18 protein-coding genes are annotated in these 13,705 nt (G+C 49.6%); 7 read left to right on the forward strand and 11 right to left on the reverse strand.

Annotated elements, in window-relative coordinates; translation table 11 throughout:
- Window positions 1-15: 15 nt before the first annotated feature.
- Window positions 16-729 carry a VIT1/CCC1 transporter family protein gene (locus SU32_RS12915; RefSeq protein WP_053999799.1) on the reverse strand — a complete coding sequence of 238 codons (714 nt, stop codon included), beginning with the start codon at window positions 727-729 and terminating at the stop codon, window positions 16-18.
- Window positions 730-767: 38 nt separating this feature from the next.
- Complete coding sequence (locus tag SU32_RS12920; protein ID WP_053999800.1) at window positions 768-1,994, reverse strand: DNA recombination protein RmuC; 1,227 nt, start codon at window positions 1,992-1,994, stop codon at window positions 768-770.
- Between the two features lie 102 nt (window positions 1,995-2,096).
- Between SU32_RS12920 and def the strand changes: the two genes are divergently transcribed.
- Genes def through truA form a run of 3 tightly spaced genes read left to right on the forward strand, consistent with a single transcriptional unit; the run spans window position 2,097 to window position 4,313 of the window.
- A complete protein-coding gene (gene def / locus SU32_RS12925; RefSeq protein ID WP_053999801.1) occupies window positions 2,097-2,618 on the forward strand; it encodes a peptide deformylase in 522 nt (173 codons plus the stop codon).
- Window positions 2,619-2,636: 18 nt separating this feature from the next.
- The gene (fmt, locus tag SU32_RS12930) at window positions 2,637-3,566 is read left to right on the forward strand and encodes a methionyl-tRNA formyltransferase (RefSeq protein ID WP_053999802.1); all 930 of its coding nucleotides are present in this window, start codon (window positions 2,637-2,639) and stop codon (window positions 3,564-3,566) included.
- A complete protein-coding gene (truA, locus tag SU32_RS12935) occupies window positions 3,567-4,313 on the forward strand; it encodes a tRNA pseudouridine(38-40) synthase TruA (RefSeq protein ID WP_053999803.1) in 747 nt (248 codons plus the stop codon).
- Here the strand turns inward: truA and SU32_RS12940 are convergent.
- From SU32_RS12940 to dapD, 5 genes are read right to left on the reverse strand one after another with little or no spacing between them, the layout of a single operon-like run.
- Complete coding sequence (locus tag SU32_RS12940; protein ID WP_053999804.1) at window positions 4,304-4,918, reverse strand: hypothetical protein; 615 nt, start codon at window positions 4,916-4,918, stop codon at window positions 4,304-4,306. The genes truA and SU32_RS12940 overlap by 10 nt on opposite strands.
- Window positions 4,918-6,129 carry a succinyl-diaminopimelate desuccinylase gene (dapE, locus tag SU32_RS12945; RefSeq protein WP_053999805.1) on the reverse strand — a complete coding sequence of 404 codons (1,212 nt, stop codon included), beginning with the start codon at window positions 6,127-6,129 and terminating at the stop codon, window positions 4,918-4,920. The genes SU32_RS12940 and dapE overlap by 1 nt, the downstream gene beginning before the upstream one ends.
- Window positions 6,130-6,174: 45 nt before the next feature.
- The gene (locus tag SU32_RS12950; RefSeq protein WP_053999806.1) at window positions 6,175-6,576 is read right to left on the reverse strand and encodes a DUF805 domain-containing protein; all 402 of its coding nucleotides are present in this window, start codon (window positions 6,574-6,576) and stop codon (window positions 6,175-6,177) included.
- 15 nt (window positions 6,577-6,591) lie between these two features.
- Window positions 6,592-7,086: a DUF805 domain-containing protein gene (locus SU32_RS12955; RefSeq protein WP_053999807.1), complete on the reverse strand. Its 495-nt coding sequence runs from the start codon at window positions 7,084-7,086 to the stop codon at window positions 6,592-6,594.
- A 5-nt stretch (window positions 7,087-7,091) separates the two neighbouring features.
- Window positions 7,092-7,946 carry a 2,3,4,5-tetrahydropyridine-2,6-dicarboxylate N-succinyltransferase gene (dapD, locus tag SU32_RS12960; protein WP_053999849.1) on the reverse strand — a complete coding sequence of 285 codons (855 nt, stop codon included), beginning with the start codon at window positions 7,944-7,946 and terminating at the stop codon, window positions 7,092-7,094.
- Between the two features lie 155 nt (window positions 7,947-8,101).
- Between dapD and SU32_RS12965 the strand changes: the two genes are divergently transcribed.
- Together SU32_RS12965 and SU32_RS12970 are read left to right on the forward strand one after the other, a co-directional pair.
- Entirely contained in the window at window positions 8,102-8,968 is an 867-nt protein-coding gene (locus tag SU32_RS12965) for an LOG family protein (protein WP_144421134.1), read from the forward strand.
- 31 nt (window positions 8,969-8,999) lie between these two features.
- On the forward strand, window positions 9,000-9,236 hold the full coding sequence (locus SU32_RS12970) for a hypothetical protein (protein WP_053999808.1): 237 nt from the start codon (window positions 9,000-9,002) through the stop codon (window positions 9,234-9,236).
- A 56-nt stretch (window positions 9,237-9,292) separates the two neighbouring features.
- Here the strand turns inward: SU32_RS12970 and SU32_RS12975 are convergent, their stop codons facing one another.
- Complete coding sequence (locus SU32_RS12975; protein WP_053999809.1) at window positions 9,293-9,997, reverse strand: pyrimidine 5'-nucleotidase; 705 nt, start codon at window positions 9,995-9,997, stop codon at window positions 9,293-9,295.
- Window positions 9,998-10,073: 76 nt separating this feature from the next.
- Here SU32_RS12975 and SU32_RS12980 point away from each other — a divergent pair, with 76 nt between their 5' ends.
- Window positions 10,074-10,979, forward strand: a complete 906-nt coding sequence (locus SU32_RS12980; protein WP_053999810.1) for a DMT family transporter — start codon at window positions 10,074-10,076, stop codon at window positions 10,977-10,979.
- Window positions 10,980-11,006: 27 nt separating this feature from the next.
- Window positions 11,007-11,360: a YigZ family protein gene (locus SU32_RS12985; RefSeq protein WP_053999811.1), complete on the forward strand. Its 354-nt coding sequence runs from the start codon at window positions 11,007-11,009 to the stop codon at window positions 11,358-11,360.
- A 6-nt stretch (window positions 11,361-11,366) separates the two neighbouring features.
- On the opposite strand, the gene argB is transcribed toward SU32_RS12985, so the two are convergent.
- The 3 genes from argB to SU32_RS13000 all read right to left on the reverse strand — a co-directional run bounded on the left by argB (window position 11,367) and on the right by SU32_RS13000 (window position 13,634).
- On the reverse strand, window positions 11,367-12,257 hold the full coding sequence (argB, locus tag SU32_RS12990; RefSeq protein ID WP_053999812.1) for an acetylglutamate kinase: 891 nt from the start codon (window positions 12,255-12,257) through the stop codon (window positions 11,367-11,369).
- A 61-nt stretch (window positions 12,258-12,318) separates the two neighbouring features.
- The gene (gene yihA / locus SU32_RS12995; RefSeq protein WP_082376740.1) at window positions 12,319-12,987 is read right to left on the reverse strand and encodes a ribosome biogenesis GTP-binding protein YihA/YsxC; all 669 of its coding nucleotides are present in this window, start codon (window positions 12,985-12,987) and stop codon (window positions 12,319-12,321) included.
- A complete protein-coding gene (locus SU32_RS13000; protein ID WP_053999813.1) occupies window positions 12,984-13,634 on the reverse strand; it encodes a CatB-related O-acetyltransferase in 651 nt (216 codons plus the stop codon). Before SU32_RS13000 ends, yihA begins: the two co-directional genes overlap by 4 nt.
- Window positions 13,635-13,705 lie beyond the last annotated feature (71 nt).

Raw genomic sequence — 13,705 nt, forward strand, 5'->3', positions numbered from 1 at the left:
CGCTTTCGGTTTTGTTCAATCAAGTGTGACACCAAATGCCCAGCCAACACAGGCTGTAATCGCCATTGCAATCGTACCCCAAATCAAAACGCGAATTGCTGCTGGAACAATTGGCGCGCCGCCAAGCTTTGCTCCCAATGCGCCCAGCATGATGAGAGCGGCAATCGTTGTGATAAGAACGGTCATTATGATCGCGTCTGAAGGGGCGAAAAAAGCAGCTAACAGCGGTAATGCAGCAGCCATGGAGAAGGTGAAAGCCGAGGCGAAGGCCGCCTGTAGCGGGTTTGCGGACTGGTGCTCTGAAAGGCCGAGTTCGTCACGAATGTGAGCCCGTAAGGGATCATCTTCTGTTAATTCATGGGCGACCTGCTCGGCGGTTTCACGTTTTAAACCGCGTAGCTCATAAATCGCGGCAAGTTCATCAAACTCTTCTTTGTGGTTTTCCTTTAATGCTGCGGCCTCGCGTTTAATGTCCGCCTTTTCGATGTCGGCTTGCGAGGATACGGACACATATTCACCCGATGCCATCGACATTGCGCCGGCCACCAATCCTGCAAGTCCTGCGATCAGAATAGACGTTTGATCTGAGCTTGCTGCAGCTACACCAACGATGAGCGAGGATATGGAAACAATGCCGTCATTGGCGCCAAGAACCGCTGCGCGAAGCCACCCACTGCGCGAAATGTAATGAGGATCATCGGGATGGGCTGATGGAAAATCCGGAGACATAGCGGTTACTTAGTCCAAGTAGTGACGAAGAGTGTAAATTAATCGTCGCCTTCAATCACACGCAGGCGCAGTTGCCCAGTTTTACTTTGAGCGGATTTCTCATCGCTCTTGTCATCTAAAGAGGCCGATTTGAATTCCAGACCTTCTATCCGTTGACCGCGCTTTGTCAGCTTGCCCGTCGATACCAGAATGTCGTCAATGTCTTTGTTCGCCTGCCCAAAATGAGTTTGCAATTTACGCACACGGTCATCAAGACGGCCCAAATCTTCCATCAGGCGCATGACTTCGGTTTGAATTAAATGGGCTTGCTCGCGCATACGCGCATCTTTCAAAAGTGCCTGAATAACTTGAATGGAAAGCATCAGGAGTGACGGTGAAACAATCACAATACGTGCCTTATGTGCTTTTTGGACGATTGCCTCGTGATGCTCGTGAATATCAGCGAATATGCTTTCAGATGGCACGAACAGGAATGCCGTGTCCTGTGTCTCTCCGGCAATCAGATATTTGCTTGATATCGCTTTAATATGCACATCCATCGCGTTACGAAACTGGCGTGAATGATGGTCAATGGTTGCACTGTCCTCCGCATTGCGGATGGCGTTCCAACTTTCTAAAGGAAATTTAGCGTCGATAACCAGATCAGGTGCATCATTTGGCATTCGAACGGTGCAATCAGGGCGGTTGCCGTTTGAAAGCGTTGCCTGAAATTCATAAGCGCCCAGCGGCAGACCATCAGCAATAATCGTCTCCATACGGCTTTGGCCAAATGCACCGCGTGTCTGCTTGTTGGAAAGAATTGATTGAAGTTCAACCACATTGCCCGCAAGCTGGCTGATATTATCTTGCGCCTTGTCGATAACGGCCAGTCTTTCCTGCAGCTTGCTTAAATTCTCATGCGTGGATTTTTGCTGTTCGCTCATCGATGCGCCGATGCGTGATGTCATGGATTCAAGCCGCGCGTTGATAGACTCATTGAGTTCGCTCTGGCGGGAGCCGAAAACCTCGGCAATAGTCGAAAGACGCCCCTGCATTTCTGCCTGGCTTTTCAAGATGTCTGCGACACGTGCTTCTGCCTCTTCCGCGCGAAGACGGGATGCTTCTGTTTCACCTTGGCGGATTTTTGACGCTTGGCGGATCGCAAAAATCAGGAACAGCATTAACACAGCCAGAAGGCAGGTGGCGGTAACGGCTATCAGCCCGTATGCCACCGGCATATTGCCTATCATGAAGGCTGTCTGTTCAAATATATCTGTAATTTCCATGTTCCCAGCTTATGTGATTCGCACGACATGGTAATCTCTATAGACGAACAGGTGGTTCACTCGTTATTGACGTTTCAAGCGCGAAACTTTAACTGGAAGTCCATGTCCATATTACCGCTTGTTATTATACCTGATCCTATATTGCGCCAGAAGTCCAAATTGGTGGAGCGCGTCGATGACGATGTGCGCAAATTTGCCGACGATATGCTGGAAACAATGTATGATGCGCCGGGCGTTGGCCTTGCTGCTATTCAGGTTGGAGAAGCGCGCCGGATGCTTGTCGTCGATGTCAGCGATAAAGATGATGAACCCAAGCCGCAGGTTTTTATCAATCCGACAATCGTCAAATCATCGGATACGCCGAATGTTTATGAAGAAGGCTGTCTTTCTATCCCGGATGTATATGCGGAAGTTGAGCGTCCTGCCGAAGTGACAGTTGAGTATATCAACCTTGCGGGTGAGAAGCAGTTGGTTGAGGCCGATGGCATTCTGGCAACTGTTTTACAGCATGAGATAGATCATCTGGATGGTATGTTGTTTATCGATCATTTATCCAAACTGAAGCGTGAAATGGTAATCCGCAAGTTTAAAAAACTGTCCAAACAGCGCGAAGCGAAACTCTAAAAAGCGGAAGTGCGCGTTATGCGAATTATCTTTATGGGTACGCCGGACTTTTCTGTTCCGACGCTGATGGCTTTGATTGAGCATGGCCATGAAATTGTCGCCTGCTATTCACAGCCGCCGCGCCCCGCTGGCCGCCGTGGACTTGAGCTAAAAAAAACACCCGTTCATGAAGCGGCTGAAAAGCTTGGCATCGAAGTGCGGACACCGACCTCATTAAAGAGTGACGAGCAGGCGCAGGCATTTGCAGATCTGGATGCCGATGTGGCCGTTGTTGTTGCTTACGGGCTGCTTTTGCCGGAAGCTATTTTGTCCGGCACCAAGCACGGCTGTTATAACGGCCATGCCTCGCTGTTGCCGCGCTGGCGCGGTGCCGCGCCTATCCAGCGTGCGATTATGGCTGGCGACAGCCATACAGGCATGATGATTATGAAAATGGATAAAGGGCTTGATACCGGTGATATTGCCATGGGCGAGCGTGTTGCCATTGGTGAGAATGTCACCGCCGGTGAACTGCATGATACGCTTTCTATTTTGGGCGCTGATCTCATGGCGCGGGCGATGGCAGCGCTTGAGCGCGATAGTTTGCAATTGCAAGAACAGCCAAAAGAAGGCGTAGAATACGCTGCCAAGATCGACAAAACAGAAGCACGCGTTGATTTTTCACTCGACGCGAAAACGACCCATAATCGCATACGCGGATTGGCGCCATTTCCAGGCGCTTGGTGTGAAATGAATATTGGCGGCAAATGGGAACGTGTGAAGCTCTTGCGTAGCTTGGTCGATCAAGCGGCAACTTTCAACAAGGCTGAAATGTCACCGGACGATCGCGGTCTTGTCGTCGGCTGTTCATCTGGGGCGGTTGTGATAACGCGCCTGCAAAAAGCCGGGTCAAAAGCAATGTCAGCCGAAGAGTTTTTGCGCGGCGCTCCGGTTGAAGGCGTGCGTTAAATGCCGCGTTATAAACTCACCGTTGAATATGATGGCACGCCTTATGTAGGCTGGCAGCGCCAGAAAAACGGGCGCGGTGTTCAAACGGCAATCGAAGAAGCGATTGCACGGTTCTGTCAGGAAGATATTACAATGCAGGTTGCGGGGCGCACGGATGCAGGTGTTCACGGCCTTGGTCAGGTTTGCCATGCTGATCTGACGAAAGACTGGCCGGAAAAAACAGTGCGGGATGCTATCAATTCCTATTTGCTGCAGAACGGTGAGCCGGTTTCCATTATGTCGGCTGAAAAAGTGACTGAGGAATTTCACGCACGGTTCTCAGCAAAAGCAAGGCATTACCGCTACCGGATTATCAATCAGGAAACACCCGTTGCCCTTGCACGCAATCGCGGGTGGTGGGTACGGCGCCACCTTGATGAAAAGGCGATGCATGATGCCGCGCAAAATCTGCTCGGTACGCATGATTTTACAACCTTCAGAGCAGCGCAGTGTCAGGCGCAATCGCCGGTCAAGACGCTGGATAAACTGGATGTCGCGCGGCAAGGAAGTGACATTTTCTTTGAGGTTTATGCGCGTAGCTTTTTACACAATCAGGTGCGTTCCATGGTCGGCGCGCTAAAACTGGTTGGCGAAAGTAAATGGTCGTCCGATGATTTGGTCGCGGCGCTTGAGGCTAAAGACCACCAACGCTGCGGAGCGCTAGCACCATCATGCGGTCTTTATCTTACACAGGTTGATTACGATTGAGACAAGGTTGGAATGTGAAGGCCAAGCAAGCTCTCGACATTATACACCAGCGTATAGACCACAATGATCTCGGCGATAATAAACGCTACAGCAAATCCGGCTGAAGCGTTAAGGCCGACCTTGACCACTTGGGTCAGAAAGATAATGGACGCAATCAGAACTGCGAACATCAGAAAGCCTATAACGATCGAGATGGCTTCTGTTTTTGGTAATAAAAACGAGATGAATATTACCGCTGCAAACACATAGTAAAGGACTAAATACGACCAATTCAACGCTATAACCAGATGCGAATAGCGGGACTTGCGGTTAAGCAGGTGTAGAATGAACGGATAGAACGCGAACGGCAATACCCAGGACACAAGATCAAGCGGTATTCTGCGCATAAAGATTTGCCACATCTGCAAATCAGACCCGTGCGAGAGAAGTTCCTGAGCACTTTCCACCCACATGAAAAAGAGTGCGGGCAGTGAAAGTAAAATGGCATTGAACGACCGCCAGAAGCCATCTGTTGAAATATCCATTTCATCAAGCGCACTTGCGTCACCGCGCATGATGCGAAGCACGCGTTCAATATGATAAAAGGCGTAATCCAGACTGACCATTATTTAGCCTTGTCAGCAGCGGCGGCAAACCAGTCACCTATAAACTGCTCATATATGCGCGTTAAGGTCTCCAGATCATCAAGCGCTACGCATTCGTCGACTTTATGCATTGTCTGACCTACCAGCCCGAACTCGATTACCGGGCAATAATCTTTGATAAAGCGTGCATCAGATGTGCCGCCGGTTGTTGATTGTTCAGGGAAACGGCCGGTAACGGCTTCAACGCTTTTACCCAATGTGTCGATGAGCGCGTCATCGCGCGTCAGGAAAACATGGCTCGGCTGCTCACGCCATTCGATTTCGAAAACGCTGTCATTGGATTTTGTCGGGCGCAGTTTTCTGTCCTTAGCGGCTTTGTCCAGACGACGATTAATTTCGGCTTTGAGCGTCTCAACACTCCAAGTGTCGTTAAACCGTATATTAAAGACAGCACTTGCCTTGGCCGGTATGACATTGACCGCACCGCCAACAATATCCAGAATGTTGACTTCAAGATTACTTGGCTGAAAATTATCCGTGCCTTCATCAAAGGCCGGATGAAGAAGTGCATCAAGCATGGCAACGAGGCTACGGGTCGGATTGTCTGCCAGATGCGGATAGGCAGTATGCCCCTGAATACCGTTGACAACCAAAGTGCCTGACAGTGAGCCGCGACGGCCGATTTTCATCATATCGCCCATGGCATCGGGATTCGTTGGCTCTCCTAATATACAGCCGTCCCACGTTTCGCCTTTCGATGCAGCCCATTCGAGAAGCTTTTTTGACCCGTTGATTGCCGGGCCTTCTTCATCGCCGGTAATCAAAAAAGAAATTGAGCCTGAAGGTTTTCCGTTTTCTTCAATATATCGAGCAAGTGCGGCCACAAAACACGCAATCCCTCCTTTCATGTCGACAGCACCGCGGCCATACATCATGCCGTCTTTTATAGCTGCACTGAAGGGCGGGTGGGTCCATGCGGCTTCATCGCCAACCGGCACAACATCTGTGTGGCCGGCAAACATTAGATGCGGGCCATTGCCTGAGAGACGCGCATAGAGATTTTCAACGTTAGGTGTGTCTTGATCGCTAAACACGGGACGTTCAACCGAAAAACCCATCGGTGAAAGCATATCGGTCAATGCGGATAAAGCGCCGCCCTCGTCAGGCGTAACGGACGGGCATTGAATAAGCGTTGCAAGAACGGCGGCTGGATCGGTCGTGTTTTGGGTCATGCGATGGATGTAAAGGCGCGGGGAATGTGCGTCAATCGCAAGATTTCAATTGCGCGGAAATGGCACTGGTCCATGCTTGTTTGTTTCCTGTCTGGACGGTGCGACAGCAAGGAACAACCATGCAAAAAAGGCGATTCCCGGAATGAGCAGCGTCACACCCAATATGGGCGGTAAACTCAAGTCGTGAAGGCGTTTAATCGCCAAAGCCAATAGAGAAAAAGCCATAACGACCCATGAGGCCATCAAAAGCAAACCAAACAGGGCCGCACTTGCATGATTGCTATCATCTGAATTGCCGTCACCAAATAGGGAAACAGTGAAGCTCAGCAAAGCCAGTTGTACCAGGATCAGGAATAACGCTGCCAGCAGGAACGACTTGCGTCCGATACGACCACGAAAACTGAAAAGCAGCCATTTAACGGAAAGTGGATGATCGCTGTTGTTCATGGCGGAGCCCAAATTCTATGTAGTCAATACTTCATTATCGAACACGGTAGCTTTTTTTGCCCCCGGCCCCAAGAATAAACTGACCTGTCCCATAAGTATCAATAATGCGGCCAGACCAATTGATACCCACCGGATCATATCTTCACTGGACCAGCTTGTTTGCGCTATTATCGCTTTCACATCTTCGGCAAATGTTTCAGGATTAATAAGCGGAGCCTCGCCCAACGCTTGTTGTGCACCGAACAGAATTCCGGTGGGCAGGACATAGTATAAAAGAAATCCAATTAAGGGATGACGGCCGCGATCTTTAAAGCGTCTTGTTGTTCCTGCTAAATAGATGATCGCAGGAACAACGGAAATTGTCGTCGTAATAATACTGGCGAATTTCCAATCTCCCATTCTTTGTTGAACAGCGAAAACGGCAACTGCGGCGAGTATCACGCAGATGATGTTGATCGCGTATTGAATACGCTTCATGCGCCCAACAAAAGAAAAGAGAAGGTCACCCATTTTGATCAGTCCCTTAAAAGTTCATTGATGCCTGTTTTGGAACGAGTTTTCTCATCCACAGTCTTAACGATCACAGCACAGTAAAGGCTTGGGCCCGGCTCACCGTTCGGCATGTCTTTGCCTGGCATTGTGCCGGCGACGACAACTGAATATGGCGGCACTTCACCATAGGAAATTCCACCGGTAGCCCGGTTCACGATCTTGGTTGACTGGCCAATATAAACACCCATGCCAAGCACAGAGCCTTCGCGTATGATACAGCCTTCGACAACTTCGGAGCGTGCGCCGATAAAACAATTATCTTCAATGATTGTCGGGCCGGCTTGAAGCGGTTCCAACACGCCGCCGATACCAACACCGCCTGAAAGGTGAACATTCTTGCCGATTTGCGCACACGAGCCAACCGTTGCCCAACCATCGACCATTGAACCCTCGTCAACATAGGCGCCAAGGTTCACAAAAGACGGCATAAGAACAACGTTTTTGCCCACAAAAGAGCCGCGGCGAACGATAGAGCCGGGAACGGCGCGGAAGCCTGCCGCACGGAACTGGTTGTCGCCCCATCCTTCAAACTTGGACGGCACTTTATCCCACCATGTTGATTGACCATTGCCACCCATAATGACTTCCATGTCATTTAAGCGAAAGGAAAGAAGCACAGCTTTTTTTAGCCACTGATGCACATTCCAGTTGCCATCTTCGCCGCGTGATGCAACGCGGGCTTGTCCGCTATCCAGCAGGTTCATCGCTTTGTTGACGGCATCGCGAATGTCACCTTGTGTGTTTACATTGACTTCGTCGCGCGCATCAAATGCGGCTTCAATGGTTTTTTCCAAGGCGCTGTGTTCTGAATCGGACATTGTAACTTCCATTTTACTTTTCACGTGCATGTGAGCTGTTAAGGTTTTAAAGGGCAAGCTGAGCAAGCCTTAAAAAACAAGATGGGCGATTGGTATTCAATGCGTCGTTGAAAATCAACGAAAACGAGCACTGGATATTCGAAACAGGGGTAATAATGGTGATTAAGCGCAAAGATAATGTCTGGGATCCGATTACGGGCTCACATGTGGACCGTCTTCGGGCAAAAGAAGTGCCGGATACGCCGCAGACGCGTTCTCCTGCTTATCGCCTTGCGTTTGATGATGCAGAGTTTTTGTGCCGTGAAGAGTTGCGTCCGGTCCGCCTTCAGTTGGAATTGTTGAAACCCGAAATGGTTCTGGAAGAGGCAGGCATCAAATCGACAGTGGTTATGTTCGGCGGAGCACGTATTCCGGAGCCAGGCGGTGCTGCATGGGCTGCCAAAAACGAAATCCAGAAAAAAAATCTGGAAGCAAATGCGGAATATTACGACGAGGCACGCAGTTTCGCGCGCCTTTGTTCTGAGCATTCAGCAACGACAGATTACAGTGAAATGGTTGTCGTTACCGGCGGCGGGCCGGGCGTTATGGAAGCGGGGAACCGCGGTGCACATGACGTTGGTGCACCGTCTATCGGTTTGAATATTGTGTTGCCGCACGAACAGGCACCCAACGAATATGTGACGCCTGAACTCAGCCTTAATTTCCATTATTTTGCGATTCGCAAAATGCACTTCCTTTTACGTGCAAAAGCAATAACCGTCTTTCCTGGCGGGTTCGGCACAATGGACGAAATGTTTGAAGCGCTGACATTGATCCAAACCGGCCGAATGGAAAAAGTACCTTTTATTCTTTTTGGCAAGTCGTTCTGGGATAGCGCGATCAATCTGCAGTTCCTGGCCGAGCAGGGAACTATTTCTCCCGATGACCCGGATCTTTTTCATGTTGTCGATACGGCTGAAGAGGCATGGAGCATAATTGCAAAATATTACGAACTTGAGAGCGAAGTGGAACCTTCAACTTAGTTGGCCGTTTCTGTTTTTAAAGGAGTGAATTATGTCATCCGAAAAGATTAGTCAGCAACAGTCAGAAGTATCAGAAACGTATGACGAGCTCATACCTTCGCATCAAAAACGTGATGTTCGGGCAGAAAGACGCCGTTCCGAGGAAGGTAATGATACCAAGCGCAATCTCGTTGATAAGTCGCCCGAGAAGCATAAAGCCAACAAAGTCAAAGGCCATGGATTGGTTGATATCAGTGAACGTTCTAAACGGGCACGTAGCAGCGGATAATCCTCCGTCAGCCAATTTCGACCAGAATAGCACCCCGCTTTTCTGGTCGGCCTCACCTACCGCGTGATTGCGGTCAGAAACTGTGTGAGATCGTCCGTTGAATAATCAACGTAATCTGTGGCGCCATCATGCTCCCAATGCTCAGAGAATGTTGGCTCGAAATTATTGGGAACAATGAGAATGGTTTTCATGCCCATCTCTTTCGGCACTTCTAGGTTCCTTGCAAGATCTTCAAACATCGCCGCTTTTTGCGTATCCACGCGGTGAAGAGCTTTGAATTTATCATAAGTTTCGCGCGCCGGCTTTGGCACGAGATTAGCTGCAACCACATCAAATATTTCATCAAAATGATCAAGTATTCCAAGCTGCCTTGCCGTATTTTCAGCATGTTTGGTATCACCATTGGTGAAAATCAACTTGCGGCCCGGCAGTGCTTTTATGGCTTCTCCAAGGGCAGGGTTTGGATCAAGCCATGAATAATCTATGTCATGGACATAATTGAGAAACTCATCGGCTGAAACTTGGTAATTTGCCATAAGGCCGCGCAGGGTGGTGCCATATTCAAGATAATATTTTTTTTGCAGTGCGCGCGCTTCATCCTTCGGCAGTTGCAGGATGTTTGAAACATACTCTGTCATCTTCACATCGATCTGTGAAAACAGATTCGTGTGGTGCGGGTAGAGCGTATTATCAAGATCAAAAACCCACTCGGTAATGTGGGCAAAATCTTCAGGGCTTGCGGTTTTCGTTGTCTTTATCATTCCTCCTATATGGCACGGTAATGGCAAAATGCCATGCGCCTATTGCCAAATTTTTATGTGCCATCAATAAGCAGCCATGGAAATTTGGATTCTCATTACCATCGCCGCTGCCTTTGTGCAGAATATCCGGTCCGGCTTGCAAAAACATCTGCGTGAGCAAATGGGTACAGCCGGCGCAACTTTTGTACGCTTTGGTTTCGGTGTCCCCTTCGCCATGGCTTTTCTGGGCTTTGCGTTGCTTGCGACAGACAGTGAGTTACCAGTCATTGAAAGTGACTTTTGGGGCTGGATCATTGTTGCTGCTTTGGCGCAAATTGGGGCACAAGCTTTGCTCATCATGCTTTTCACGATGAGAAACTTTGCCGTCGGTTCAGCTTACATTCGTGTGGAGCCGGTGCTCGCGGCAATATTTGGCTTTGTATTGCTATTTGAAACGCCGACATTGCCGCTGGTCACTGCTGTTTTTGTTTCAGTTGTCGGCGTTATGATGATCACAATGGCCCATGCCCATGTTGGCATTTGGTCGCTTGCCTCTGCTGTCACCAAGCGAGAAGCGCAAGTCGGATTGGCGTCTGCGGCGATGTTTGGGCTCGCAGCGGTCTCGTTTCGGGGAGCTTCCCTTTCACTTGGCGGTCCTAATTTTCTTGTTCAGGGAGGCGTGACACTTTGCATCGCGATTACACTTCAAGCGGCGATCATGGCTTCATGGATTGCGATCAAAGACCCTGCTGATTTCAAACGAATTGCAATTAAGTGGAAAACCAGCCTCATGGTTGGTTTTGTAGGAGCACTGGCGTCCTTTGGCTGGTTTACTGCCATGACGCTTGAACAGGCTGCTGCGGTAAAAGCTGTTGCGCAGATAGAAATGCTGTTCGCATTTGCGACATCTTATTTTGTGTTTAAAGAACGCATGAACAAGCGTGAAATTATCGGGTGTTTGCTGATCGTGTGCGGCGTACTCGTGCTTGCGCTGATGAGTTAACCGGCAAATGCTCTAGTTAGGGCTATTTTGAAAATACTAGAAAATATCATTACAGATCGCGGTTCTAAATATGCAGTTTCTGGCGGAAAATGCCGGTCTGCTGATGAGGCAAAGGATTTTATCGCTCAGTTAAAGCGAAACAAGAAATTCGCGAAAGCAACGCATAATAGCTGGGGGCTGATTTGCGATGACGGGCCTGTGAAAAATGATGATGGTGAAAGCGGTGCAGGCATGGTTATTTTACGCATGCTGGAGCGTGAGGAAGTGCATAACCACATCATTGTCGTGACCCGTTGGTATGGCGGAAAGCACCTCGGCGGAGACCGCTTCCGGCATGTGCAGGATGCTGTACGTCAATATCTAATGGCTAAATCCGAGTAAGAAACTTTACGGCACAATGAGCGTACCGGCGCCATGCTCGGTAAATAGCTCTAAAAGAACGGCATGGGGAACTTTGCCGTTTAATATCACCACACCCTCAACACCTTCTTTAATGGCGTGGATACAGTTCTCAATCTTCGGGATCATGCCGCCGGTTGCCGTACCATCCTTGATGAGGGTTTCAGCTTCGCTGACGGTAAGCTCTTTTATCAGCTTGCCCTGTTTGTCTAGAACACCAGGAACATCGGTCAGGAACAGGAGCCGTTTGGCGTGTGCTGAACCGGCTATAGCCCCGGCAAAAGTATCGGCGTTGATATTATATGTGTTGCCGTCGCGGCCGGGCGCTACAGGTGCAATGACAGGGATCATTTCTGACTTGGCAAGCAGGTTGAGCAATGTGTGGTCAATTTCGGATGGTTCGCCAACAAAGCCAAGATCGAGCACGCGTTCAATATTGCTGTCAGGATCGACGATTGTTTTCTTGGCTTTTTCGGCAAAAACCATATTGCCGTCTTTGCCGCAAAGGCCAATCGCCCATTCGCCGGCCTCGTTGATCAATTGCACGATCTCTTTGTTGATTGAACCGGCGAGCACCATCTCAACAATTTCGACAGTGGCCTGATCCGTAACGCGCAAGCCTCCTTCAAATTTCGACTCTATGCCCATCTTGTCGAGCATTTTGCCAATTTGAGGTCCGCCGCCATGAACCACAACGGGATTAACGCCGGATTGTTTGAGCAGTGCGATGTCCTGTGCGAAGGCTTTTCCAAGCGTGGCATCGCCCATGGCATGACCGCCATATTTGACCACAATCGTCCGGTTCTCATAGCGCTGCATGAATGGCAATGCTTTTGCCAGAACGGCTGCTTCGAATTCCGGTGCGCTGAGTTCAGTCATGAGAAATATCCGATAATGTTTCGGGAAATTGCATAGCGGTGTTCGTCCTACCCGTCCAGCGCTATGGATTGATTGCTTTGGCTATGGCTTCACGCAGATCATCCAGACCACGGGATTTCTCCGACGAAGTTGCTATGACTTCCGGGTAGGCCGCGGGACTCTTCTTGATCTTGTCGAGCGTTTCATCAATCATCCGCGGAATTGCCGGCGCTTTAATCTTGTCTGTCTTGGTCAGGACCAGTTGGTAAGACATCGCTGCCTTATCCATGAGCTTCATCGCATCAAGATCGTTTTGCTTGACGCCATGGCGCGCATCAATGAGCAGGAATATTCGTTTGAGCGTGACCCGCCCGCGCATATATTCAAACACCAGTTCGGTCCATCTTTCGACCATTTCAATTGGTGCTTTCGCATAACCGTAACCGGGCATATCAACAATTGCCAATGGCGGCAGGTTATCCATTGCGCCGGAAAAACCTTCCGGAACAAAAAAGTTTAACTCTTGTGTACGCCCCGGCGTATTGGATGTACGCGCCAAGCCGTTTTTACCTGTTAAGGCATTGATGAGTGAGGATTTGCCAACATTGGAACGGCCCGCAAACGCGATCTCGGGCGGGCCGAGCGGCGGTAAAAACTCCATGGACGGAACACCTTTAACGAAAGCCCAGTTTCCGTGGGCTTTCAAGGCGGCATCAACCGCTTGGCGGGATAGTTCGGTTTCGTTGGTCATGCTTCTCTTTTCGCCGCTTTGAGTAAAAGATCAAGGTCGCCGCCGCGAATTGCATCAAGATTCTGGGAGATTTGGGCCGCAGGCCAGTCCCACCACGCAATATCGACCAGTGTCTCAATGGTTTTGTCATCAAATCTTTGTTTGATGATTTTTGCCGGATTGCCGCCTGCGATGCTATAGGGCGCGATATCGCGCGTAACGACAGATTTGGATGCAATAATCGCTCCATCGCCAATCTTGACGCCAGGCATGATTGTGCAGTCCATACCGATCCAGACATCATTGCCGATGACAGTGCCGCCCCGGCTTGCTTCGGTCCAGACTTTCGGGTCAAAGCCTTGCTCCCAACCGTTACCAAAAATATTGAACGGATAGGTTGAAAAGCCATTCATCGCGTGGTTGGCACCATTCATGATGAACTGAGTTCCGGTGGCAATCGCACAAAATTTGCCGATGATCAGCTTGTCGCCGTAAAAATCATGATGGTGCAGCACATTGTTTTCTTCAAAGCGCTCTGCGCCGGTCGGGTCATCATAATAGGTATAATCGCCGATACAGATATTGGGTTTGGTGATGAAGTTTTTCAGGAATACTGCGCGTGGATATCCGTCGAGCGGATACAGTGTATCTGGGCTAGGGCCGTGCATAATAAAGCTCCATTTGAAATTGAGATGTCAAATTGCCCGCTTGTCGCGGGAGAGAGCTTAATTGTTCACTG

The sequence above is a fragment of the Ahrensia marina genome, assembly GCF_001293565.1.
GTDB lineage: Bacteria > Pseudomonadota > Alphaproteobacteria > Rhizobiales > Rhizobiaceae > Ahrensia > Ahrensia marina.